General features: G+C 33.4%; 23 protein-coding genes and 1 pseudogene. 7 read left to right on the top strand and 17 right to left on the bottom strand.

All coding sequences use genetic code 11. From position 1 onward, the window contains the following. Nucleotides 1-79 precede the first annotated feature (79 nt). From menA to DFQ11_RS05915, 7 genes are all read right to left on the bottom strand, one after another. Nucleotides 80-985 carry a 1,4-dihydroxy-2-naphthoate octaprenyltransferase gene (menA, locus tag DFQ11_RS05945; RefSeq protein ID WP_110474955.1) on the bottom strand — a complete coding sequence of 302 codons (906 nt, stop codon included), beginning with the start codon at nt 983-985 and terminating at the stop codon, nt 80-82. Nucleotides 986-999: 14 nt separating this feature from the next. After that, nucleotides 1,000-1,839: a 1,4-dihydroxy-2-naphthoyl-CoA synthase gene (locus tag DFQ11_RS05940; protein ID WP_110474954.1), complete on the bottom strand. Its 840-nt coding sequence runs from the start codon at nt 1,837-1,839 to the stop codon at nt 1,000-1,002. 204 nt (nt 1,840-2,043) lie between these two features. Further along, nucleotides 2,044-2,874: a CvfB family protein gene (locus DFQ11_RS05935; RefSeq protein ID WP_110474953.1), complete on the bottom strand. Its 831-nt coding sequence runs from the start codon at nt 2,872-2,874 to the stop codon at nt 2,044-2,046. Nucleotides 2,875-3,038: 164 nt separating this feature from the next. Further along, a complete protein-coding gene (locus tag DFQ11_RS05930; RefSeq protein WP_110474952.1) occupies nt 3,039-3,380 on the bottom strand; it encodes a DUF2853 family protein in 342 nt (113 codons plus the stop codon). Between the two features lie 102 nt (nt 3,381-3,482). Further along, nucleotides 3,483-5,243, bottom strand: a complete 1,761-nt coding sequence (gene menD, locus DFQ11_RS05925; RefSeq protein WP_110474951.1) for a 2-succinyl-5-enolpyruvyl-6-hydroxy-3-cyclohexene-1-carboxylic-acid synthase — start codon at nt 5,241-5,243, stop codon at nt 3,483-3,485. Nucleotides 5,244-5,299: 56 nt separating this feature from the next. Continuing rightward, nucleotides 5,300-6,418, bottom strand: a complete 1,119-nt coding sequence (locus DFQ11_RS05920; RefSeq protein ID WP_110474950.1) for a chorismate-binding protein — start codon at nt 6,416-6,418, stop codon at nt 5,300-5,302. A 3-nt stretch (nt 6,419-6,421) separates the two neighbouring features. After that, complete coding sequence (locus DFQ11_RS05915) at nt 6,422-6,847, bottom strand: PaaI family thioesterase (protein WP_110474949.1); 426 nt, start codon at nt 6,845-6,847, stop codon at nt 6,422-6,424. Nucleotides 6,848-6,900: 53 nt separating this feature from the next. Here DFQ11_RS05915 and DFQ11_RS05910 point away from each other — a divergent pair, with 53 nt between their 5' ends. Further along, on the top strand, nt 6,901-7,539 hold the full coding sequence (locus DFQ11_RS05910) for an alpha/beta hydrolase (RefSeq protein WP_110474948.1): 639 nt from the start codon (nt 6,901-6,903) through the stop codon (nt 7,537-7,539). Between the two features lie 77 nt (nt 7,540-7,616). On the opposite strand, the gene DFQ11_RS05905 is transcribed toward DFQ11_RS05910, so the two are convergent. From DFQ11_RS05905 to DFQ11_RS05890, 4 genes are all read right to left on the bottom strand, one after another. Continuing rightward, nucleotides 7,617-7,940 carry a YtxH domain-containing protein gene (locus DFQ11_RS05905; protein WP_110474947.1) on the bottom strand — a complete coding sequence of 108 codons (324 nt, stop codon included), beginning with the start codon at nt 7,938-7,940 and terminating at the stop codon, nt 7,617-7,619. A gap of 120 nt (nt 7,941-8,060) precedes the next feature. Continuing rightward, entirely contained in the window at nt 8,061-9,347 is a 1,287-nt protein-coding gene (locus DFQ11_RS05900; RefSeq protein WP_229791263.1) for a hypothetical protein, read from the bottom strand. A gap of 106 nt (nt 9,348-9,453) precedes the next feature. After that, the gene (locus DFQ11_RS05895; protein ID WP_308425343.1) at nt 9,454-10,473 is read right to left on the bottom strand and encodes an NAD(P)H-dependent flavin oxidoreductase; all 1,020 of its coding nucleotides are present in this window, start codon (nt 10,471-10,473) and stop codon (nt 9,454-9,456) included. 46 nt (nt 10,474-10,519) lie between these two features. Then, a complete protein-coding gene (locus DFQ11_RS05890) occupies nt 10,520-11,746 on the bottom strand; it encodes a class I SAM-dependent rRNA methyltransferase (RefSeq protein ID WP_110474946.1) in 1,227 nt (408 codons plus the stop codon). A gap of 192 nt (nt 11,747-11,938) precedes the next feature. Here DFQ11_RS05890 and DFQ11_RS05885 point away from each other — a divergent pair, with 192 nt between their 5' ends. Next, entirely contained in the window at nt 11,939-12,604 is a 666-nt protein-coding gene (locus DFQ11_RS05885; protein WP_110474945.1) for an acetyltransferase, read from the top strand. 12 nt (nt 12,605-12,616) lie between these two features. Then, on the top strand, nt 12,617-13,930 hold the full coding sequence (locus DFQ11_RS05880; RefSeq protein ID WP_110474944.1) for an acyl-CoA synthetase family protein: 1,314 nt from the start codon (nt 12,617-12,619) through the stop codon (nt 13,928-13,930). A gap of 137 nt (nt 13,931-14,067) precedes the next feature. Here the strand turns inward: DFQ11_RS05880 and DFQ11_RS05875 are convergent. The 4 genes and pseudogenes from DFQ11_RS05875 to dnaK all read right to left on the bottom strand — a co-directional run. Next, nucleotides 14,068-14,397 (bottom strand): annotated as a pseudogene (locus DFQ11_RS05875) (sugar-transfer associated ATP-grasp domain-containing protein); the annotation flags it as partial. 176 nt (nt 14,398-14,573) lie between these two features. Further along, a complete protein-coding gene (locus DFQ11_RS05870; RefSeq protein ID WP_110474942.1) occupies nt 14,574-15,215 on the bottom strand; it encodes a GNAT family N-acetyltransferase in 642 nt (213 codons plus the stop codon). 9 nt (nt 15,216-15,224) lie between these two features. Continuing rightward, nucleotides 15,225-16,091, bottom strand: a complete 867-nt coding sequence (locus tag DFQ11_RS05865) for a BKACE family enzyme (RefSeq protein WP_110474941.1) — start codon at nt 16,089-16,091, stop codon at nt 15,225-15,227. Between the two features lie 187 nt (nt 16,092-16,278). Continuing rightward, nucleotides 16,279-18,186 carry a molecular chaperone DnaK gene (gene dnaK, locus DFQ11_RS05860; RefSeq protein ID WP_110474940.1) on the bottom strand — a complete coding sequence of 636 codons (1,908 nt, stop codon included), beginning with the start codon at nt 18,184-18,186 and terminating at the stop codon, nt 16,279-16,281. A 308-nt stretch (nt 18,187-18,494) separates the two neighbouring features. Between dnaK and DFQ11_RS05855 the strand changes: the two genes are divergently transcribed. The 4 genes from DFQ11_RS05855 to DFQ11_RS05840 all read left to right on the top strand — a co-directional run bounded on the left by DFQ11_RS05855 (nt 18,495) and on the right by DFQ11_RS05840 (nt 22,297). Beyond that, nucleotides 18,495-19,013, top strand: coding sequence for a collagen-like triple helix repeat-containing protein (locus tag DFQ11_RS05855; RefSeq protein ID WP_110474939.1), 519 nt, complete (start codon nt 18,495-18,497; stop codon nt 19,011-19,013). 130 nt (nt 19,014-19,143) lie between these two features. Further along, a complete protein-coding gene (locus DFQ11_RS05850) occupies nt 19,144-20,568 on the top strand; it encodes an L-serine ammonia-lyase (protein ID WP_110474938.1) in 1,425 nt (474 codons plus the stop codon). Nucleotides 20,569-20,668: 100 nt separating this feature from the next. After that, entirely contained in the window at nt 20,669-21,487 is an 819-nt protein-coding gene (panB, locus tag DFQ11_RS05845; RefSeq protein ID WP_110474937.1) for a 3-methyl-2-oxobutanoate hydroxymethyltransferase, read from the top strand. Nucleotides 21,488-21,595: 108 nt separating this feature from the next. Continuing rightward, entirely contained in the window at nt 21,596-22,297 is a 702-nt protein-coding gene (locus DFQ11_RS05840; protein ID WP_110474936.1) for an RluA family pseudouridine synthase, read from the top strand. Here DFQ11_RS05840 and DFQ11_RS05835 read toward each other — a convergent pair. Both DFQ11_RS05835 and DFQ11_RS05830 read right to left on the bottom strand, forming a co-directional pair. Next, nucleotides 22,294-23,118 (bottom strand): sensor histidine kinase, encoded by an 825-nt coding sequence (locus DFQ11_RS05835; RefSeq protein ID WP_110474935.1) that lies wholly within the window; start codon nt 23,116-23,118, stop codon nt 22,294-22,296. The two genes, DFQ11_RS05840 and DFQ11_RS05835, sit on opposite strands and share 4 nt — an antisense overlap. After that, on the bottom strand, nt 23,070-23,765 hold the full coding sequence (locus DFQ11_RS05830; RefSeq protein WP_146221504.1) for a hypothetical protein: 696 nt from the start codon (nt 23,763-23,765) through the stop codon (nt 23,070-23,072). The genes DFQ11_RS05835 and DFQ11_RS05830 overlap by 49 nt, the downstream gene beginning before the upstream one ends. Nucleotides 23,766-23,771 lie beyond the last annotated feature (6 nt).

The raw sequence follows: 23,771 nt of genomic DNA, 5'->3' as shown, positions 1-23,771 counted from the left end.
AATTTTACCTTAAATGTAGGTTCTTAAAATACTAAGAAGCTGCGAATAATTTATCATCTTCTAAATAAGAATCTTTAACTTAATATAGAATATACCCTACACCTAGAAGAATAGAAAACAAAAATGTAGAAAGTGCAACTACCTTGAGCTGACTATCAAAATCATCGGGATGAACAGCTGCTTTTACTTTTTTTAAGTGGATGATTAAGGGAATATAAGTCAGTAAATACAAAAAGTTATATGGTTCTACATAATACAATATTGAAAAAACTAAAGCGAGTATCATAGCTCCAATTATCAATGCGAAATGATATTTCTTCGCCCGTCCTAATCCTAATTTTATGGCCAATGTGATTTTTCCCGCATTGGTATCGGATTTAATATCTCGCATATTATTTAAATTCAATACACCCACGCTTAAAAGTCCTACTGCAATTGCTGGAAGAATCACTACATGATCTATAGTGTGCATATATAAAAAGTAAGTTCCGATTGTACTTACCAATCCGAAAAACAAAAAAACGAAAACGTCTCCCAAAGCACGATAGCCATATGGAGTGTCTCCCATAGTATAATTTAATGCGGCGTAGACCGAAAATCCACCTAGTCCAATAAACAGTAAAACGTATAGTATGTTTCCACTACCAAAAGCAGCCCACAATAAAGCCAATGTTAAACCTATTACTATGAGGGTGTTCATTTTTATTCCTTCAAGCATTTGGTTTGGAGTAATCTCACCACTTTGAATAGCGCGTTGTGGACCAACACGTTCATCATTATCAGTTCCTTTAACTCCATCGCCATAGTCATTTGCTAAATTAGAAAGCACCTGTAAACTTACTGTAGTTAATAACGCCAGTATTAGAATCCAGATATTAAAATGACCATTGTAGAAAGCAAAACAACTTCCTAATATTATTCCAGAAACCGAAAGAGGTAAAGTTCTTAAGCGCATGGCAGATAGCCACGGTTTAATTTTATCCATGTATGAGACTTAAATTAAGGAATCCATTTCTTTTCAAAATTAGGCTTACGTTTTTCTAAAAAGGCATCTCTTCCTTCTTTTGCTTCATCGGTCATATAAGCTAAACGAGTAGCTTCACCTGCAAAAACCTGCTGTCCTACCATTCCGTCATCGGTAAGGTTCATGGCAAATTTCAACATTTTTATCGAAGTTGGTGATTTTGCTAATATTTCTTGTGCCCATTGGTAGGCAGTATCTTCAAGCTCTTCATGAGGGATAACAGCATTGACCATTCCCATTTCATAAGCTTCTTGAGCTGAATAATTTCGTCCTAAGAAAAATATTTCTCTGGCTCTTTTTTGTCCAACCATTTTAGCTAAATAAGCAGACCCATATCCACCATCGAAACTAGTAACGTCTGCATCCGTTTGCTTAAAAATAGCATGTTCTTTACTTGCTAAAGTTAAATCACAAACAACGTGCAAACTATGTCCACCACCAACAGCCCAACCTGGAACCACAGCGATAACTGCTTTTGGCATAAAGCGTATAAGACGTTGAACTTCTAAAATGTTTAATCGATGATAACCATCGTCTCCAACATAACCTTGATGACCTCTCGCAGTTTGATCTCCTCCAGAACAAAAACTCCATATGCCATCCTTTGACGAAGGACCTTCAGCACTAAGAAGTACAACTCCAATATTTACATCTTCATTAGCATCATAAAATGCATCATAAAGTTCTGCCGTAGTTTTAGGCCTAAAGGCGTTTCTTATATCTGGTCGGTTAAAAGCAATTCTTGCGACGCCATTAGACTTTTTGTAGGTAATATCCTCATAAGTCTTGGCGGTTTTCCATTCTATATGGCTCATTTTTATTCAAATTTTGAAAAACAAAAATAAGCAATTAAAAATAATCTCTTCTAAAGAAAATAATTTTCGTTAATCCGTGGAAGGTTCTGTGTTTTCCTAATTAAACCTTTGATGTAATACGATAGATTTAATTATCCTATTTTAAGGTGTTTATAAAACAAAATATGTTAATAAATATTAGACTTTGAATAGAATTAAAATAATTTATTTTAGATGAATTCCATCGTCCTTTATTTCGATTTGTCTTTCCTTATAAAGAGAGCCTATTGCTTTTTTAAAACTCTTTTTGCTCATTTGGAGACGATCTTTAATATCTTCTGGATTGGACTTATCATGAAGAGGAATAAAGCCACCAGCATCATGCAGCTCATTTAAGATATGTTCTGCATTAGGTTCTATATTTCTATAACCTATTTGGTTTAAGGAAATATCTAATTTATTATCAGGACGAACTTTCTTCACAATTCCCTTTAAACGGTCACCTACGCTAATATCTTGAAAGATATCATCGCTAAAAACTAGTCCTAAATGTGTTTTGTTTACAATAACGTTCATTCCTAATTCCGAAGGATGAGAAACAATAAGGTCTACTTCATCAAATTGAGCTACTGTTAACTCCTTATTATCTAAGAAACGGTTAGTTTTACTTGAAGCCACCAAACGCTCTGATTCTTCATCTAAATAGCAGTGTACTAAATACCAACCGCCTGGCTTCATTTTGAAGGCTTGCTCTCTAAATGGGCAGAACAACTCTTTCACCAATCCCCAATCTAAAAATGCACCAAAATCAGTTACTTGGTTACAACGCAATAGAGCGAAATCCCCCTTTTTAATATATGGTTGATCTGTTGTAGCAACTGGTCGTTCTTCGTTATCTAAATAGACAAAGACTTCAATTTTATCACCAATTTCAAATACTTCTGGCACATATCGATTTGGTAATAATACCTCATTATCTGCACCGTCACCTAAAAATAATCCAGGTTCTGTATCTCTTAAAATTTCTAACGTATTGTATTCGCCTAAGTTTATCATATTGCAAAGGTAAATATATTTTATTGAGATTTATTAAAAAGTATGAATGTAATCCAAATCGTTCTTTTATCAAAAATATCCGAATTACAAGTTCTAAAATATTGAATAAAAAAAGCGTTATAACTCACTTGTTATAACGCTTTTTTCTTTTTTATAATTTCTACTTATGAATAAATAGATTCTTTTTTGAAATGCTTAGCTAATAAATAATAAACTACAGCTCTATACTTATTTCTGTTAGATTTACCGTAAGTTTCCATTACTGCATCGATACCTTTATCTAAATCAGCACCATCTTTTAATCCTAGTTTTTTGATTAAAAAATTATTCTTCACTGTGGCTAATTCTTTTGGGTCAGAACCAGACACTGTTGATGAATCTGCATTGTAAATTGAAGGACCTAAACCAACTGTAACTTTTGTTAATAAATCCATATCTGGATTAACACCACATTTGTCTTTTAAATCTGCCGCATATTTTGCGATTAGTTCATCTCTTTTACTCATGTTATTATTTATTTTAAATTATACATCAATAGCTGAAAGGTAGTACTTTTTTGACACATTAAAAACCAAAAAGTCACTTCTTAACAATATTTAAGAATTTGATCACTTTATATACTTAAAGAAATCTATAAGTATCTTATCATTTGTACGTGAAGGCGTAAAAATCTCTAATAACCTTGGTCGATTGGAAACAGAATAAAATGATTCTAATTGTTCATCTAATTGTTGTTGGTCTTTCGCCATAACATAATCAAATCCGTACATTTCACTGAGCTGTTTTGCAGTTAGTTTATGTTTCGTTTCAAAGAAATAATCAAAATTTCCTGTGTCTTTTTGTCCAGGTAAGATTCTAAATATCCCTCCTCCTTCATTATTAACTACAACAATTCTAAAGGTATTAGGAATGTAATTATTCCATAGTGCGTTACTATCGTAAAAGAAACTAAGATCACCAGTAATAAAAGTGGTACGTTGTTTTGCGACTACAGCCGAGCCAATCGCGGTACTTGTACTACCATCAATTCCACTTGTACCTCTATTACAAAATACATCTATGCTTTTTGAAAGTTGAAATAACTGTGTATAACGTATAGCAGAGCTATTTCCTACCTGTAACACACTGTTTTTAGGTAATTTTTTTAATACCGAATTAAAAACCGTAAAATCAGAAAACGGAATTTCTTTCAAATATTCATCTTGTTTCTTTCTACGTTTTTGACGTACAGTTAACCAATTTGTTTTATAATCACTTTTTGCGTGATGAGTTACTTGAGGTAGAAACTCAGCTAAGAACGTATTAGGTCTTAACTTAATATGCTTATCTAAACAAAAGAATGTATCATTCGCTTTATTTAAATCAACGTGGCAATGGTACTTAGGTTTATAAGATCTTAAGAACGCTTTTATTCTTTTCGAGACGATTAAACCACCAAACGTAAGAAGAACTTCGGGCTGAAGAGCTTTAAATTCTTCTTCATTTAAAGGAGAAATCAATTTATCTATTCCTGGAAAAAAATCAGGATGGTGTATATTTGAAGTTGTTTCAGTAAAAACAATCACACTATCGTCGTCTGCAATTTCCTGAATCCATTTAGCTTCAATGGTATTAGGTTGCAGCACTCCTACCAAAATCATTTTTCGTTCGGCATTTTGCCAAATATCTAAAAAGCTTTTAATTTCAAAAGCATCCACTCTATCTTCTCTGTTTTGAATTTTGAATGGCTTTGGGTTGATTGATAACTCAGCAACAGTGTCATATAAAGGTTCATCAAAAGGAATATTGATATGAACGGGTCCTGAATTCAATTTTGCTTCAGTTAAAGCGTCGTGAATTTCAGATTCATTATAAGTTTGAATATCTTTTTGAACTCCTAAAAATCTTTCGAGTCTTTGTTCTAAACTTTTAAGCGTTGGCATTTCACCAGTACCCATTGTACTATCACTTTCTTTTAAGTCTAGTTTTAAGTTAGCACTATATATAACGTGTTTCCCAAAAACATTTTTTTGCCTGATGGTTTGTCCGTCTCCTATATCTATTCGGTGCTCGGGTCTATCTGCAGATAAAACTACAAGTGGTATATGACTGTAAAACGCTTCAGCTATGGCCGGATAATAATTCAATAAAGCACTACCAGAAGTACATACTACTGCAACAGGTTCTTGTAATTGTTGCGCTATTCCCATGGCGAAAAATGCTGCGCAACGCTCATCTACGATGCTATAACACTTAAAAAAGTCGTCATGTGTGAATCCTATAGTTAAAGGTGCATTTCTACTGCCTGGCGAGATTATAATATGTTTCACATTATGCGTCTTACATAAAGTGACCACCGTTTGGGATAAAGGAATTTTAGAATACGTCATATAGGGCAAATTTACCTAATAAAAAGGGCTAAAAAAAATTCAATTAAGAATATAAATTAGCTTAAAACAGCATTAATTGTAGATGTTTTATTCACAGTTTCCTCCCATTCATGTTCTGGGTTAGAGTCTTTAGTAATTCCACCACCTACATAAATAAGAGCGGATTCGTCTTGAAGCTGCATAGAGCGTAAATTAACAAAGAAATTAGACTCTGTTTTAACTACAGAATAGGCATTATTTTCAACATTTCGGCGGTTACTATTTCTACTTTTAAACGTTTTCAAATTTAATTCTCCTAAAAAGCCTGTATAGAAATCGCGATCGTAATGTTCATGCTGAAGGATGTAATTTTTGGCTTTATCTTTTGGAAATCCGCAAACTGCAGGGGTTGGATGCAAAGCTTCGATAATTGGTTTTAATTCTGAATTATCGCTAATTATACTTGAAATTCTAGTTCTCAAGTGTAGTAGTTTTCCTGCCTGAATGGTTTCGACTTCAGAAACATTTATTGATTTGGAATAAGGTTGAAGTTGATTGACGATAAAATCAGTTACAATTTGTTGCTCTTCATATTCTTTTGGTGTCCATTCTATCTCTAAATCCTCATAAAATGATTTCGTGCCCGCTAAAGACATTGTTGTTAGTCGTTTGCCTTCTACTTGAAATAGTAATTCTGGTGTAGCTCCAATCCAAAGTCCCACTTTAGGATGATACCAACAATAAACCATTGCCGTTTTATAGGTATTGAAAAGTCGTTTAAAGATCGTTAGGGGATTGCTATTTTGAAGAGATTTTGTGACGCATCGTGATAATACTACTTTTTGTAAACCTCCTTTTTTAATCGCATCTATGCCTTTTGAAACCAGATTAATGTGTTGCGTTTTATGATTATTATCATAAATAATATCAGAAGGTGTTGAAAACTCGACTTCTAAAACATCTGTATTCAGCTCAGAAATCACACATTCAGATACTGGAAACAGAATACTTTTGTCTTTTAAGTTGAAGGGAGCAAATACAAATCCGCTTTCTAAAAACGAATCTGTTTTATGCAATTCAGCATCTTTTTGCATCCAAGACCTTAAAACCGAACTATTTGGTTTTCGATATACAACAAAAGGTAGATTTTTGGCATAATGTTCCTCTAAAGCATCGAAAAATGATGTTACATCCATTCCTTATTTCTTTTTTGGAAGTGAGATAGTAGATAGTCTGCAAATAGAAATCAAATTATCATCTTCATCGGTAACTTTAATATCTAATAACTGGGTGGTTCGACCTTTATGTAGGAAAGTTGCTTTGGCGTAAACATAACCTTCTTTAACACTTTTTAAATGATTAGCTGTAATTTCTAAACCACGAACAAACATTTTTTCGGTATCTATAAAAATATGAGAAGCAAAACTACCGACGCTTTCCGCCAAAGCAGCTGTGGCACCACCATGTAAAACTCCATCTGGTTGATGTACTTTTGGTGTTACTGGCATTCTTGCTACCAAAAAGTTGTCTCCAAAGTCCACCATCTCAATATCTAAGGTTTCCATTAAGGTGTTTTTACTAGCAGCATTAGCTTTTTGTAGTACGTCTTCTTTAGTCATTTGCATAGAAAAATAGTATTTTTGAATCGAAAACAAAGATACAGAAACCACTAGGAATAATGAATTCACAAGAGAAAGAAATCACATACACAACGAGTAATTCCTACTCTACTTTAAATAAGCTTACAGAGAAAACCAATACCGTTTGGTTTGTCTGTCATGGTATGGGGTATTTGAGTCGATATTTTCTAAGGTACTTTAAAACTTTAAATTCTGAAGAAAATTATATTATCGCACCACAGGCTCCTAGTAAATACTATATTCAACCTAAAATGCACGTTGGGGCGAATTGGTTGACACGAGACAATACAGCGTCTGGAACAGAGAATATTATAAATTATTTTGACGCTGTTTTAGAAGCTGAAAACTTACCAGATGATATCAATTTAGTTGTATTGGGTTATTCCCAAGGTGTGAGTGTTGCTATGCGATATTTAGCAAAGCGAAAATTACAATGCAGTCAGTTAGTGCTACATTCTGGTGGTATACCTAAGGAATTAATAGCGGAGGATTTTGAATATTTATCTAAAAACACGAAAGTGAAATTAATTTACGGTACAGAAGATGAGTATTTAAATAAGGAAAGAATTGAACAAGAATCTAAAAGAGTGGGTGAAATTTTTGGAGACCGAATTACTATTATTCCATTTAAAGGGAAACATGAAGTCAATGTTGAACTTATAGAGAACTTGATTTGAAAGTATCACTTATACAATTAAAAAAAGCTAACTTTTTAGGTTAGCTTTTTTTTATATCTCCTCTGTAAATAAACGTATTAGCTCGTTTTTTGCAGGGTTCTATTTTTCTCTTTTAAGATGGCTAATTGCTTTTCAATAAACGATATAGCCTCTTCTGTTTTATAACTTGTTTTAGACGTAATATCCTCAAAGTCTTCTCTAAATTTTTCTCGTCCTGAGGCTGTTGCCTTAGATAAATCGTCTTTAACTTCAGATAAGTCTTTAGTTAACTGATCTTTAATATCCTTACCTTCTTTTTTAAGACGATCTCTTGTAACACTTCCTTTTTCCGGTGCTAATAATACGCCTGCTGCAGCTCCTAATAAAAGGCCTCCTAACACTAATGCTCCTTTGTATATCATAATAGTTTTTCTTTTAATTAAACTTGTTTACTTATATGTCGTTGAACATTTAGATTTGTTACAAACAAATTCATCTTTAGCGATTTAGGTAGTCTAAACGTTATTGAATACTTGATATTTCTAATTATCCTTCGCACACTCAAAACATCCTATAAATTCTTTACTTAATTCCAAGTCTTCCGAACCTTTTAAAGGTGCAGTGACCAATCCTTGTTTTTGAATGATATTGTAGAATTGAATAGCGTAATCTTTTATATTGTTTCTTCGTTCTTTCATTTTACTTAGAATTTCTTTTTCATCGAGCTTTCGAATATTTTCAGGCCATACAGCAAAAGCTGATTCTAATTCAGAATCCTTAAGTAAGTTCTGTAAATTTTCTGCCTCTTCAATAAAAACAGACTCTTCAGTTTGCGATAAAAAATAATTATCAAAAGGATATACCAAACCCTCCATATAGTCTATATCGGATTTAAATGGTCTTAATTCTTTGACCACATGTTTATTTGATAAAATAGAAGGAACAAGACCTTCAATATTGAAAAACGCATTATCACGATCGCCAGCAACAGGAATAGCTTTATAACCATCGCTTGATTTTTGAACAGCCCAAGCCCACTGCTTAGTGTGCCTGTCCCAATCGCCAATAATCATATCAAACAATCGACTTCTTACTAAGGCATGCTCATCGATATGTAAAGAATCTTTAAGTTCAAGTTTTAATTCTTGTAGATTATCGGTATCTATAATTTCTACAATATTATTGTGTTTGGTATAATTGACTTTACTCTTGGTCTCATACTCCAATAAATAAAGTCGATTTCCGAACTTTTCATTAAACTCACCCAAACGGGATTGTTTTGGCACAAAAACCATTTGTGGACTCGTGTGAAGCACATTAGCTTTTTCGGCTAATTCCGCTGCTAAAATTGCAGCAAAGGGATGCTGTGCAGATATACCATCTACTACGATATTCTCCAATTTCAAAATTTCTAAAAACTTAGGTACTAAAGGTCTTGTATCTTTATTAACACTACGTAAACTATAGGTGAAGCCATCAGCTCCACGCATTTCTAGGGAGTGCGTTTGATTGCCACCACCTTCTTCTATGATCGTCATCCCCCCTTTAAGTGTATCTAAGAAAACGATGGGAACTTTCACCTTAGCCGACCAAGCTTCACGGTATTGTTTACCTTGAATAAGCTTCTTTAATTCATCTGCTTTGTAAATATCTGTTGGTGACAATTCTACAGAATCATAATCTTTAAAATTGACGGTTTCCGCATCATCTATATTATACAGTATTGATTTGCTGTAGATTTGATCTGTACTTTGTGTAGACCAATATAAGGCAACAAAGAAGGCAGTGATTATAAGAGTGCAGCCGATTAAAATTTTACGTAAGGACATAATTCTAAATTTAAACATTTCAAAATTAAAGCTTTAAACTATTAAGCCTTAACTGTAAACATAAATTCTAGAACTTATTTGCCTAAACGTAAATCGTTTTTAAGTATTAGTATATTAAGTTGGAAACAATATCTTTTACAGGAAGAATTTCTTTAGTATGTTCTATACTTGGTCCTGCAACCCAAACCGTTTTATAGGTCGCTTTTTTAGCTGCTTTCTCTGTGGCTTTCATTCCTATCGAAAAGCGAACCATTTTTACCCATTTTTTTAGTGATTTATTTTTGTTGAGCAGATTTTCCAACCAAGTCGCTTTAGTACCTATCTTTTGAAGATAAGGCGTGTTAATTACAGTACAAGGCGTACCTGATATACGTTCTGTCATGATAATATCATCCGCACCATAATCTACACAAGCTTGTTTATATTCATCGGTAACTCCAGCTTCAATGGATGCAATAAATGGACTTCCCACGGAAACACCTTCTGCTCCATAACTTAACATCTTATCAATATCGGCCTTACAACCTACGCCTCCAGCCGAAATTACTGGAATGGATAATTCTTTATTTAATAAACTAGTTAATTCTTGAGGAGATAAGTTTCCTCTGTGTCCTCCAGCTTCATTATTTACTGCAATGGCAGCATCGGCTCCTAATTGTTCTACTTTTTTTGCAAACCTTAAGTCGGTTACATCACAGAATACTTTAATGCCTGCCGCATGTGCTTGTCTTATGGTTTCTTCTGGACTCCCTAAAGAGGTGATTATAAAATCACAACCTTCTTCACATAAAACTTCTAACTGTCCTTTATACTTTACGTTAGATTTATTGACTATAAGGTTAAACCCGAAAGAACCACCCTCAACTTTTGCTGCTTTTAATTCATTTATAGCCGCTCGCAATTCTTCTAAAGTTCTATAATTTAATGCCGGAATACAACCCGCAATTCCAGCCTTCATAGCTTCCTTGACCATTGCCACATTAGATACCAAAAACATTGGCGCTTGAATAATTGGGTACTTTATATTAAGTAATTCTGTGAGTTTAGTTTGCATAGTTAAGATCTGTTGAGTTGATTTTGATTCAACTAAATTTGAAGGGTAAATATAAGAAATATTATTATGCATGCATAGTAGTTGGATTAAAATTCGAAAAGCATAATACGGGAATATCTTATTCTAGAAATTGATAGTAAGCACATTTTAAATAGGCGCCTTCTTCAAATGCTATGGGGTGATCTATATCGTGTTTCGTTTTTAATACCGTTTCAAAAAGACGAGGCTTAGAGTTTAATACATCTGTGTTTAAATCGAAAAATGATTGCGCCGTCACTCTTGAAGAACAAGAAGCTAGTACTAAGGTGCCATTTTTGGCTGTTAGCTTCTCTCCTAGCTCCGCTAATTGTGCATATTTCTTTTTAGCTAATTCAATTTCTGACTGTTGTTTAGCAAAACTCGGTGGATCTATAACTACAACGTCATATGTTTTTCCTTTTTCAATTAAAGACTTCATTTCTTGAAAGGCGTCACCAGAAATAGTTCTATGAGTTCCAGAATATGGATTCAATTTTCCATTTGCCCGAGCCATGTCTAAGGCCTGTTTGCTAATATCTAAACTAGTCACTTCGGTAGCATCATTCGCTAATGCATGAACCGAAAATCCGCCAGCATACGAAAACACGTCTAAAACGGTTTTTCCTCTGCTCAATTCTCCAACACGTCGTCTATTCGCTCTGTGGTCTAAAAAATAACCTGTTTTATGGCCTTTAATAACATTGGCTGAAAATTTAACATCGTGTTCTACAAATTCAACTACAGGATTGTCAAGGGTTCCATAAATAACTTCTCCATCCTTAAGATTATGATTTTTACTTTGCTGTAAGTTTCGGCTTAATCTCATAACAATAGTTTCTGCACTTGAAACTTCTTGCAGACCTTCTAAAATTGGTAGTAAATAGGGTAACCAAATTTCGGAATAAAGCTTAACTACTAAGACCTTATCATAAACATCGGCGATTAATCCTGGAAAGCCATCGTTCTCTCCAAAAAGTAAGCGATAGCTATTCGTATTTGTCTTTAGTAATTCTTCTCGTCTATCGTAAGCCAATTCAATTTTATATCTAAAAAAGGCAGCATTGATAGTTACTTTATTTTCTGCATTATGAATGACTTTAATCCGGATAGGCGAATCAGAATCATACAGACCTATACCAATAACCTTATTCTTATTCTTGCTAAAAATTATAGCGAGGTCGCCAGTTTTTGCATCCTCATTAATTTTTACAATACTATTTGAAAATACCCAAGGATGTCCTTTAACGACGAATTGCTCGCCTTTTGCGCTAAGTTTTACCGCTAAGTTTTTAGTATTATTTTCTGGAAATTGAATATTAAAATTCATTTAATTTATGAGCTTTTTGAATCGAGAGTTTAAAAGAACAAAATTAACTTTAAATTTTTTACTGACTCAATTAATATCAACAGAACAGTCTCCTAATCTATTTTAATAATGATTAACAGGAATTTACCTATATTTGGAAGGCAATAGCTAAATCACTATTTTGGTAATTGCTCTCAAAAGTAGTTTTATTTAATGGAGAACATTCTGATTTATGGTGCATCCGGTCATGCTAAAATGATTATAGATATTGTTCAGAAGAATAATAACTATACAATAAAAGGTTTTATTGACTCATATAAACCTATAGGTAAAGTTATAAAGGGTTATAAAATTCTTGGTTGTCTAGAACAACTTCCTGCATTAGTTGAAGAATTAGATATAAACGCTGTAGTTGTAGCTGTAGGCGACAATTTTACTAGGCATAGAGCCTATAACAAAATTAAGAACCTTGTGCCTCACGTCAAATTTGCATCTATTATCCATCCTAGTGCTATTCTAGCTAGCGACGTAAAAATCGAAGAAGGCACAGTGATAATGGCTAATGTAATTATCAACGCTAATGCTAAAGTAGGTAAGCTATGTATTTTAAATTCGGCTTCAAGTTTAGGTCATGATTCTACAATGTCTGACTTTTCTAGTCTAGCCTCACGTGCAACCATTGCAGGTAATGTTCAAATTGGGTTTTGTTCAGCTATTTGCTTAAGCGTTACAGTAATTCAAAATATTAAAATAGGAAATAATACGGTAATAGGTGCTGGATCGCTTGTTATAAGGTCTATAGGGGATTTAAAATTAGCATTTGGGAATCCAATAGATGTGGTAAAACACAGAGGAGCCGACTCAAAGTATTTGAGTTAAACAAAAAATAATATGAGTATTAATAAAATACGTAGCAATTTCTATTGGCTTATAGATGCCTTAAAAGGTAAAACCATCAAAAGTCAATTGAAAGATATTGAATTCTGCCTAGAAAATGCTCACACCCCACAAGCGAAAGAAATTCAAAAAGCTCATATTCAGCGTTTACTTAAACACGTTACTCAAACTACTCCTTTTTATAAAAAGTTCAAGGGTTTAAACGATATTCACAGTTTTCCTGTGATAAGAAAAACAGTAATTCAAGATGACTTTGAGAACTTTAAATCTAGTTCTTATAAAGATAAAAAGAATTTTAAAGTTTCCACTAGTGGATCTACAGGAGTCCCCTTCCTCTTATATCAAAATCAAGAAAAACGAAATAGAAACCATGCAGATCTAATCTATTACTATAAACAATCCAATTTTAAAATTGGGAATAGGTTATATGAGCTTGAGGTTTGGAGAAATCATAATAAAAAAGGTAAATTAAAATCTTGGCTGCAGAACATTGTTCAGTTCGATATTTCAAGATTAACTGACGACAGAATACAGCAATTTCTAAAATTATTAAAGTTAGATAAACAATCCGATAAAACCATGTTAGGCTTTGCTTCTGCCTACGAATTAATAGCTCAGTATCTAGAAAATAATAATATTATATTAGATAATGTTGGGTTAACATCTGCTATAGCTAATGCTGAATATCTAAATCATTATACTAAAACAACTTTAGGGAAACATTTAAATACCGTAGTGCTTTCCCGATATTCAAGTGAAGAAATTGGTGTTGTGGCTCAACAAACCCTTTCATCACCTAATACCTTTGTACTTAATCATGCGAGTTATTACGTTGAGCTATTAAATTTAAACAGTGATATCCCTGCTAAACCTGGGGAGTTTGGAAGAATTGTAGTAACTGATTTATTTAATTATGCCATGCCTATAATTAGATATGATACCGGAGATATTGCTGAATTCGGTGTAAATAAAAATGGTGTAATGGAGTTTGCTAAAATAGAAGGTCGTCAAATGGATCTTATTTATGATACCAGTGGGAATATGATCTCATCTTTTGTGGTATACACGAAGTTTTATAAATATTACCATCTATTAAAACAGTATCAATTCATACAACAAGAAGAAGATCGATATGAAATCAAATTAAACCTTAAAGGTGATAATTTTGCATTTGAGGACGAGTTGATAGCTGATATAAAATTAGATTTTGGTAACAATGCTAGAGTGGATATTACTTATGTTGATGAAATCCCCGCACTAGCTTCAGGTAAAAGAAGGAAGGTGATTAATAATTTCAAGAAGTATTAAATTAATTTAAAAGCTTAATTCTATAATTTCGCCAGTAAATTTTCCAAATAACGGACTATTTACTATTTGATGAAGTTCAGTTGACTGATTATAGGTGTTGACCTCAATAAATTTCGGATCTTCATTCTTATTAAAACCTACATTCCAAGAAACAATTTTAAAATAGGGAACTCGAGTGTGTATGCTTTTAACCATTTTATAAACAACATTAGAATTCGTTTTAGTATAAACTCGCCATACTTCGTATATCCTTTTTCCTTTAAAAAACCGTCATTCCTTATTCCGTAGACCATACCTCCTTCATGAAAATTATCTATATGACTGTTTGGCTGACCAATTCTCAGGACTGAAGATAAGAAATGAACGCCATCTTCTTGTAAGTAACTCATTACTCTTAAACTATTAATTGAAGTTGGATTTAAAGACTTCAAAATATCGCTTTGAGAGAGAAACTCTTGAACTATAAAATTGTGATTCGTTGAGTAGAAATTCTATTAAGATAAAAATAAACATCCATGTCATAAGTTTTATAACCTTAGAGAAATTTTATGGGCTACAACTTTCTAATCAATGAGTATCGTTTGATAAAAAGTATTAGTGGTATTGTTAAATTATGAATGATAACAATAATAATGACCAAAAGTTAATAGCTTTTTAGTGTAAAGTTTTTTGTCCACTTTTTAAAGAGTACAACACTGAGATATAATTTAACAGGTTCTGAGTTTAACTTTTTTTTGAATTTAATTGTGGACTTATTAAAATATTCACTTACACTAAAGAAATGTTCTATTCCTAGACCTTGTAAATGTTTATAGCTATGATATCTTAAATATGGAGCTAAATTTTTTCCTCGATAATCTTCAAAAGTGTACATACTATGTAAATAACTTTCTCCAGGTGATAACTTGAAATAACGTTTTCTAAATGTGAATGGTTTGCACTTTATGAACATATAGGCTGCAATGGTGTCGTTATCTTTTAGACCAATACAAATTTCACCATTTTTAAGATCTGACAACAAATCTTTTTGTTCTATACCTATAATGGTATTTTTAATGTAATTTATTTCGTCTTCACCGAAAGTTGAAACCTTAAAATTTTTATTACTTCCTCTAATTTGGGGTGGTTCAAATGGACTTGTTGCTTCTTTTACCCAATAGTACGGCATAAAATCAAAACCTATTTTGGCTAAATTATTTCTCACGCCATGCCAAAATAGTCCATGTTGTATTATATTAGAAAACCATTTAATACGATAGCTTATTCCTTTTTTATCTCCTTCCATACCAATAAATTAATTATAAATTCGCCCGTATCTTCCATGACCTGGCTCCATGTCCATTGTGGTCCGGAATTCAGTGGGCGTCATTACCTCTCGATTATTGGCTTTTGCTATTACATGTATACGTTCAATAAGTTCTGTATTTGTAGCCAACCTAGTTCTTTCTGCATCATACCATATATTATCTTCCAAGCCGACCCTTACTCCTTTTCCAATAGCTATAGCCAAAGAATTCATCATTAGTTGACATTTACCAATTCCTGCAATACTAACTAAAGCATCCTTAGGAATATCGTTTAACATCACTCCTGTATGTAGTAAATTAGATTGAGCACAGGCTATATTTCCAAACAGTAAATTATAATACAGCGGAGGACGGATATAATCTTTTTTAACTAAGTAGTACGAAAAATTAATCATTCCAACATCAAAAACTTCTAGCTCTGGAACAATTCCTTTCGTTTTCATGGTCTTCGCTAAGTCTTCAATCATTTTTGGAGCATTTGTACTAGCTACTTTATTAAAGTTTAATGAACTTAATGTCAAACTTCCCATATCTGGTTTAAGATAACCTTCTAACGAAAGAACATCAGCTCTTTTTTCTAAAGTATTAAAATTGCGCCCACTTAAAGATGCACAAATTACCAAATCAGGAGCATATTTTCTTATTCCTGATATCATTTCGGCATAAACTTCCTTTTTATACGTTGGTTCACCACTCTCTTCTTCTCTAGCGTGAATATGCGCCATTGTAATACCTAATTCATAAGCTCGATGAACATCTTCTACAATTTCATTAATTGATACAGGCACATGCGGAGTCATGTCTTTTGTAGGAATCATTCCTGTAGGTGTAAAATTAATTATAAGTTTATTCATACATTTAGATTTGACTAAATCTAATTAAATCAATGAAAAACAGATAATTAATTCGTTAAAATGTGATTATGTCTATATAAAAGGTTAGATCAAGAATTCATAAAACAAAAAACGCAATCAAATGAATGATTGCGTTTTTTATATTATCCTTCGTTAAGTTAAGGTTAAGCGAAGCTTAGTAGCTAGCTTACTTTACTTCTTCGAAGTCTACATCTTCAACATCACTGTTCTCATCTGCAGCTTGTCCGTTAGCACCTGCGTCAGTTGCTCCACCTTGTGGTGCTCCTTGCTCAGCTTGCGCTTTGTACATTTCTTCACTTGCTACTTTCCATGCTTCGTTGATTTTTTCTAAAGCTGGATCGATTACTGCGATATCTTTTGTTTCGTATGCTTTCTTTAACTCTTCAAGAGCAGCTTCAATTGGTTGTTTCTTATCATCAGATAATTTGTCACCAAATTCTTTCAGTTGACTTTCAGTTTGGAAAATCATAGCATCTGCTGCATTTAATTTATCAGCAGTTTCTTTTGCCTTAGCATCTGCTTCTGCATTTGCTTCAGCTTCTGCTTTCATCTTTTGGATTTCCTCTTCTGTTAATCCTGAAGAAGCTTCAATTCTAATGTCTTGTGACTTATTTGTCGCTTTATCAGTTGCAGAAACTTTGATAATACCATTAGCATCAATATCAAACGTTACTTCAATCTGAGGAGTACCTCTTCTTGCTGGTGGAATTCCATCTAAATGGAAACGACCAATTGTTTTATTATCTGCTGCCATTGGACGCTCACCTTGTAATACGTGAATCTCTACCGATGGCTGGTTATCTGCTGCTGTTGAGAACACTTGTGACTTCTTAGTAGGAATAGTTGTGTTTGCCTCAATAAGCTTTGTCATTACATTACCCATAGTTTCAATACCAAGAGATAATGGTGTTACATCTAATAAAAGAACATCTTTTACATCTCCTGTTAATACACCACCTTGGATTCCAGCTCCTAAAGAAACAACTTCATCAGGGTTTACACCTTTACTTGGTGTTTTTCCAAAGAATTTCTCTACGGCGTCTTGAACTGCAGGAATACGAGTTGAACCACCAACCAAAATAACTTGATCAATATCACTCTTAGTTAAACCTGCCGCTTTTAAAGCTGATTGACATGGGTCAATAGTGCGTTTTACTAAATCGTCGATTAACTGCTCAAATTTAGAACGTGTTAATGTACGTACCAAATGCTTAGGTCCAGAAGCTGTAGCTGTTACATAAGGTAAGTTGATTTCAGTTTGACCTGAAGATGATAATTCAATCTTAGCTTTTTCAGCTGCTTCTCTTAAACGTTGTAAAGCCATTGGGTCTTTACGTAAGTCCATATCTTCGTCAGCGATAAATTCTTCTGCTAACCAATCAATAATACGTTGATCAACATCATCACCACCTAAATGTGTATCACCTTCTGTAGATAATACTTCAAATACACCGTCACCTAATTCTAAGATAGAAACGTCATGAGTACCTCCACCAAAATCGAAAACTACGATTTTTTGGTCTGTACCTTTCTTGTCCATACCGTAAGCTAATGCTGCAGCTGTTGGTTCGTTAATAATTCTTCGAACTTTTAAACCTGCAATCTCACCAGCTTCTTTAGTAGCCTGACGTTGCGCATCGTTAAAATATGCTGGTACTGTAATTACAGCCTCACTAACTGATTGACCTAAATAGTCTTCAGCCGTTTTCTTCATTTTTTGAAGAATCATTGCCGATAATTCTTGAGGTGTATATAAACGGCCATCAATATCTACACGTGGTGTGTCATTATCACCTTTTACAACCTTATAAGGTACGCGTTCTGCTTCACTTTTAGACTCAGAATACTTATTACCCATAAAACGCTTAATTGAATAAACAGTTTTTTCAGGGTTTGTAATCGCTTGTCTTTTTGCTGGGTCACCAACTTTAATTTCACCACCTTCTACGAAAGCGATAACCGAAGGCGTTGTTCTTTTACCTTCAGCGTTTGGGATTACAACTGGCTCATTACCTTCCATCACAGAAACGCAAGAGTTTGTTGTACCTAAATCAATTCCAATAATCTTACTCATAATATTTATTTGTTAATAGTTTTCCGCTTACACGGAAATTATAGTTTGTTAATTTTAAATCTCGCTTAGTATTAGTCAATGATTATGCCATGACAAAAAATGTGACATGATGTCAGATTTATACATACGGTAATTCCTTTTTTTATCTGTTACTTTGGTATATACTTTGATAATATAAATAAACATCACCATGAAAATGAAGTTCTTAAAGCTAAATTGTGGAAGCTTTTTACAACTTTATGTTTTTAATGGTGAAGTTGAATTCGAATCGATAACTTTAAACATTAACTAAATAAAAACACTATCACATGAAACGTTTATTATCAGCTCTTTCAGTATTCGCTATACTTTTAACTTCTTGTACAGGAGAACAAGGCCCTCCAGGGTTTGACGGTCGAGATGGCCAAGATGGATTAAACGGAGTTAACTTTGTCGGTCAATCCTTTGAACGAACCATAGATTTTCTTCCGGAAAATAATTATGAAGAATATATTGTCATTCCTAATTCTATAGAACTTTTAGACACCGATATGACATTAGCTTATATTCTTTGGGAGCAGGACCCGAATACAGGTAACGATGTTTGGAGACTAATACCTCAAATTGTTTATACTGATTCCGGTGATCAGTTTCAGTACAATTACGATTATAGCTTTGATGAAGTCCGATTATTTATAGACGCACCTAATAATGTAGATCTAAACACCCTGTCGACAGGGGCGACATTAAATCAAACCTTTAGGATAGTAATTCTTCCGGTTGATTTTATTAATAGCAATAATATAGATGTCACAAATTACAATCAAGTCATAGATTACGTTCAATAAATTGAACATCAATAATTAAGAATACACTTTAAAAAGTCTGACATTAGTTTCAGGCTTTTTTTGTTTCTAAAACTTTATTGATTCAACAAACAAGGTCTATATTTGTATTACAACTAAATGATTTTTACATATGGAATGTATTTCTGTTTTTGATATGCTTAAAATTGGTGTAGGACCATCAAGCTCTCATACTTTAGGGCCTTGGCGAGCTGCAGAACGATGGATAAAAGATCTTAAAGAAAGAAAGCGCTTTGATAAAGTTGAAAAAATCACGGTAGATTTATATGGTTCCCTATCCTTAACAGGAATTGGTCATGCAACAGATTATGCTGTTATTCTTGGTTTGAATGGAGCCGATCCTGAGCGGGTGCCAGTTGATAATATCAATACTATTATTGAAGATGTTAAAACCAATCAAGTCTTAATGTTTAATAACGAAAGGGAAATTCCGTTTGATTTTAAAAATGATATTGTTTTTAATAAGAAGTTTTTACCATTTCACTCTAACGGAATGGAATTTACCGCATTAATCAAAGGCAAAAAATTTAAGTCAACTTATTACTCTATCGGTGGTGGATTTGTAGTTCAAGAAGAACGAAAAGTTTCTAAAGCCAAAGAGATTACCTTCTATTGTACTTTCCCGTACCCAATTTCATATGGCGAAGAAGCCCTTGGGTTTTGTAAACAATTAGATCTTCCTATTTCAGGAGTTGTATTAGAAAACGAAAAATCGATACGTGACGAAGCGACAATAGATTTTGAGTTGAAACGTATTTGGAATACCATGTTGGAATGCATGTACACAGGTTGTCACACTGAAGGGCACTTACCTGGCGGACTTAATGTAAGACGACGAGCTTACGATATGCATAAAATATTAATAGGTGATAATACTTATGAAAACCCAGAAGAATGGCTTCAATCTATTAGAAAATCAGAAGTTAAATTCCGACAAATTTTGAAATGGGTGAGTTGTTTTGCCTTAGCTGTAAATGAAGTCAATGCATCATTAGGACGAGTTGTAACCGCTCCTACCAATGGAAGCGCAGGTGTTATTCCATCGGTATTAATGTACTATTTAGTCATCGAAAATCATGAAGCCGACTTTGAACATATTAAAAAGTTCCTTTTAGTAGCCGGTGAAATTGGCAGTATCTTTAAAAAAGGAGCTACAATATCTGCCGCTATGGGAGGCTGTCAAGCTGAAATTGGGGTGTCTTCTGCTATGGCAGCTGGTGCTTTATGTGAATTACTGGGAGGTTCACCGGAACAAGTACTAATTGCTGCTGAAATTGCCATGGAACATCATTTAGGCTTAACCTGTGATCCGATAGGTGGTTTGGTTCAAATTCCTTGTATCGAACGAAACTCAATGGGTGCGATAAAAGCTATAAATGCTGCAGAATTGGCACTAGGAACTGATCCTGCTAATGTAAAAGTTCCTTTAGATAAAGTCGTGTCAACGATGTGGGAAACAGCAAAGGACATGAGCTCTAAGTATAAAGAAACTTCTGAAGGCGGTTTAGCTGTTGGTGTTAATTTGACAGATTGTTAAAATTCAAAGTGTTTCGAACATGAAAAAGAGGATTTTACTTATCGGATTGAAGATAAGTTGACAAATCTCATTATTTTTACAATTCAATAATCCACATATTATGTCAATAGCAAAAAAAGAATATAAGAGAATTACGGTTAAAACTTTAGTTGATATGAAGGCTAAAGGGGAAAAAATATCAATGCTTACTGCCTATGATTATACCATGGCTAAAATTGTAGATGGTGCTGGTATCGATGTCATATTAGTTGGTGATTCTGCTAGTAATGTTATGGCTGGACATGAAACTACTTTACCCATTACTTTAGATCAAATGATATACCATGCTTCTTCTGTAGTTAGAGGTATTGATCGAAGTTTAGTGGTTGTTGATTTACCATTTGGAACCTACCAAAGTGACCCAAAAGAAGCTTTGCGTTCTGCAATTAGAATTATGAAAGAATCAGGTGGTCACGCCGTGAAAATGGAAGGTGGTAAAGAAATCAAAGAATCTATTAAACGTATTCTTCATGCAGGAATACCTGTAATGGGGCATTTGGGATTAACACCACAGTCTATATATAAGTTTGGAACCTATACGGTTAGAGCCAAAGAAGATCAAGAAGCAAAACAACTAAAGGAAGATGCTTTAATGCTTGAAAAAGCCGGATGCTTTGCTATTGTTCTTGAGAAAATCCCTGCGGCCTTAGCTAAAGAAGTTGCGGAAAGTGTCTCTATCCCGGTGATTGGAATTGGTGCTGGCGATGGTGTTGACGGTCAAGTTTTAGTGCTACACGATATGATTGGAATGACCCATGAGTTTAACCCGCGTTTTTTACGTCGTTATATGAATCTTTTTGAAGATATGACTAAGGCGATTTCACAATATGTGGATGATGTTAAAACGGGAGACTTCCCTAATGAAAGTGAACAATATTAAACAATTTCAGTTTCTTAATTAGACTGAATTCTATTAATGATTTAATAACTACCAATCTTGAAGCTAGAGTCTTTCTAACTAAGCTAAGACCTGTCTAAAATTGCATTTGTGTCAAAAAAAATCCTTTCCAATAAGTCTAATCTACAAGTTCTCTATGAAGATAATCATATCATTATAGTCAACAAACGTGCAGGAGATATTGTTCAGGGCGACAAGACAGGTGATAAGCCACTGAGTGATGTTGTGAAGTCGTATTTAAAAAATAAATACAATAAAGAAGGAAATGTATACCTTGGGGTTGTTCATCGTTTAGACAGACCAACAACCGGAATTGTGATGTTTGCCAAAACCAGCAAAGCCCTGCCTCGTCTTAACAAACTATTTGCCGAAAAATCAGCAAAAAAAACCTATTGGGCACTAGTTAAAAACCCACCACCAAAAACGGAAGACACATTAGTTCATTGGTTAAAAAAGAATCCTAAAAACAATAAATCTACCGCATACCCAAAAGAAGTTGATGGCAGTAAAAAAGCGATTCTTCATTATACGCTAAAACAAACATTGGATAATTTCTATTTATTAGAAGTCGATTTACAAACAGGAAGACATCATCAAATTAGAGTACAATTATCTTCAATTGGTTGTCCTATTAAAGGCGATTTAAAATACGGTTTTGATCGCAGTAATAAAGATGCGAGCATTAGTTTACATGCCAGAACTTTAACGTTTACCCATCCTGTTAAAAAGGAAGAATTAACTATTACTGCTCCCTTACCAAATGACCCATTGTGGAATGCCTGTATTGTTTAAGCTATTTTGAAAGGATATTTTAAATTTAGAACTGTGCCTTTTCCAACTTCAGAATTTAGTTGCAAGCTTGCACTTACTAGTTCTGCTCTTTTTTTCATGTTTATAAGCCCTGCTCCTTTTTTTACAGTATCAACTTCAAACCCTACCCCATCATCTTGAATTTGAATACTCAACGAATCTAATTCATAAATAATTTTAACCACAAGTTGATTGGCCTCTGCATACTTCAATGAATTTGAAAAGAATTCTTGAAGAATTCTGAATAGAATCACTTCGTCTTTATGATTTTCAAAGTGAACTTTATCTCCAGAGATGGATAAAGAAGCTTCAATAAGGCCTGTTTTATTTAATCGGTTTATTTCATTTTGAACTGTGGCGTCGAAACCTAAGTTATAAATGACATCGTGATTCAACGAACGTGACAAAGCCCTTACCTCTTCTAAAGAATCCTTTAATACCTCAGAGGCATTCTGAACTTGAGTTTTCACACCTTCTTGAACGATAGAAGAAACAGCGCTCATTTGCATTGATGCTAACACTAACATTTGCCCAACATTGTCGTGCAACTCTCTTCCAATATATTTTAAAGTTTCTTCTTGAATTTCTTGTTGGGTCTTAATGAGTTCCTCATCAAATTGCTTCTGCTGCTTCACCTTATCTAACAATAATTGGTTTTTTCGTTTTTGGAACATCACAAAAAACATCACAAAAACCACAACTAAAGTCACGAGAAAAAATACCACATATGAAATAAGGGCTATCTCTTCATTGCTTAATGTTTTTTGTACTGAACCGTGTAAAGAAAGCCAAATGTATAGCATGAGTATAGCAAGGTGTTAGCAATTAATAAATATGATCTTTGAAATTTAATAAAGTCGGCATTAATAAGATTTAAATAAGCATCAAAAATAAATAATGGAGTTACACACAAATACCAGAATAACAAACCTGAACTTATGTAAAATATAGGTAATTTATAGAAATACAATATTCTGTCACTTTTCAGCAATTGCTTATAGTATAGCATCACGTATATAAATACTAGTAGTGTTTGTAATAAAATATCATAAGGTACCGATTTTGTAAAAAATGTGCCACTAATAATATAATAGGCAATAGTAAATATCACATATATTAAAACAGAAAATTTAATTATGTTTTTTGATAAATGGTCTTTTACAACCTTTAAATAGAATAAGGCAAAGACTATACTCGAGGCTAAATAGTAAGTATTATATAACCACGTATTTGAAGAGAAGACACTATTCTTTATCCAATTAATTATAGTATTATCGAAATTATTATAATTTAAATAACCATACATGCCAATAGTTTCTACGGCAACCGTTAACCATAAGTACCATACAAATATTTTAATTTGATGGTCTTTTGTTTTAAAATAATAGTAGGCTCCAGCAATAGCAGCTATAAGCTCTACCATGTGTTGAGCCATTAAACTATTGGACATATGTGA

The organism is Winogradskyella epiphytica, assembly GCF_003217215.1.
Lineage (GTDB): Bacteria > Bacteroidota > Bacteroidia > Flavobacteriales > Flavobacteriaceae > Winogradskyella > Winogradskyella epiphytica.
Note: the sequence above shows the minus strand (reverse complement) of the source record. Positions and strands in the feature narration are given on the sequence as shown.

Coding starts and splice junctions, on each gene's coding strand:
- panB (WP_110474937.1), top strand. CDS start 20,669: ATGTCAATAGCAAAAAAAGAATATAAGAGAATTACGGTTAAAACTTTA.
- DFQ11_RS05850 (WP_110474938.1), top strand. CDS start 19,144: ATGGAATGTATTTCTGTTTTTGATATGCTTAAAATTGGTGTAGGACCA.
- DFQ11_RS05935 (WP_110474953.1), bottom strand. CDS start 2,874: ATGATAAACTTAGGCGAATACAATACGTTAGAAATTTTAAGAGATACA.
- DFQ11_RS05920 (WP_110474950.1), bottom strand. CDS start 6,418: ATGGATGTAACATCATTTTTCGATGCTTTAGAGGAACATTATGCCAAA.
- DFQ11_RS05900 (WP_229791263.1), bottom strand. CDS start 9,347: ATGTCCTTACGTAAAATTTTAATCGGCTGCACTCTTATAATCACTGCC.
- DFQ11_RS05915 (WP_110474949.1), bottom strand. CDS start 6,847: ATGCAAATGACTAAAGAAGACGTACTACAAAAAGCTAATGCTGCTAGT.
- DFQ11_RS05940 (WP_110474954.1), bottom strand. CDS start 1,839: ATGAGCCATATAGAATGGAAAACCGCCAAGACTTATGAGGATATTACC.
- DFQ11_RS05865 (WP_110474941.1), bottom strand. CDS start 16,091: ATGAATAAACTTATAATTAATTTTACACCTACAGGAATGATTCCTACA.
- DFQ11_RS05855 (WP_110474939.1), top strand. CDS start 18,495: ATGAAACGTTTATTATCAGCTCTTTCAGTATTCGCTATACTTTTAACT.
- DFQ11_RS05910 (WP_110474948.1), top strand. CDS start 6,901: ATGAATTCACAAGAGAAAGAAATCACATACACAACGAGTAATTCCTAC.
- DFQ11_RS05885 (WP_110474945.1), top strand. CDS start 11,939: ATGGAGAACATTCTGATTTATGGTGCATCCGGTCATGCTAAAATGATT.
- DFQ11_RS05905 (WP_110474947.1), bottom strand. CDS start 7,940: ATGATATACAAAGGAGCATTAGTGTTAGGAGGCCTTTTATTAGGAGCT.
- DFQ11_RS05895 (WP_308425343.1), bottom strand. CDS start 10,473: ATGCATAATAATATTTCTTATATTTACCCTTCAAATTTAGTTGAATCA.
- dnaK (WP_110474940.1), bottom strand. CDS start 18,186: ATGAGTAAGATTATTGGAATTGATTTAGGTACAACAAACTCTTGCGTT.
- DFQ11_RS05930 (WP_110474952.1), bottom strand. CDS start 3,380: ATGAGTAAAAGAGATGAACTAATCGCAAAATATGCGGCAGATTTAAAA.
- DFQ11_RS05870 (WP_110474942.1), bottom strand. CDS start 15,215: ATGGAAGGAGATAAAAAAGGAATAAGCTATCGTATTAAATGGTTTTCT.
- DFQ11_RS05890 (WP_110474946.1), bottom strand. CDS start 11,746: ATGAATTTTAATATTCAATTTCCAGAAAATAATACTAAAAACTTAGCG.
- DFQ11_RS05830 (WP_146221504.1), bottom strand. CDS start 23,765: ATGTCCAATAGTTTAATGGCTCAACACATGGTAGAGCTTATAGCTGCT.
- menD (WP_110474951.1), bottom strand. CDS start 5,243: ATGACGTATTCTAAAATTCCTTTATCCCAAACGGTGGTCACTTTATGT.
- menA (WP_110474955.1), bottom strand. CDS start 985: ATGGATAAAATTAAACCGTGGCTATCTGCCATGCGCTTAAGAACTTTA.
- DFQ11_RS05835 (WP_110474935.1), bottom strand. CDS start 23,118: ATGCTATACATTTGGCTTTCTTTACACGGTTCAGTACAAAAAACATTA.
- DFQ11_RS05880 (WP_110474944.1), top strand. CDS start 12,617: ATGAGTATTAATAAAATACGTAGCAATTTCTATTGGCTTATAGATGCC.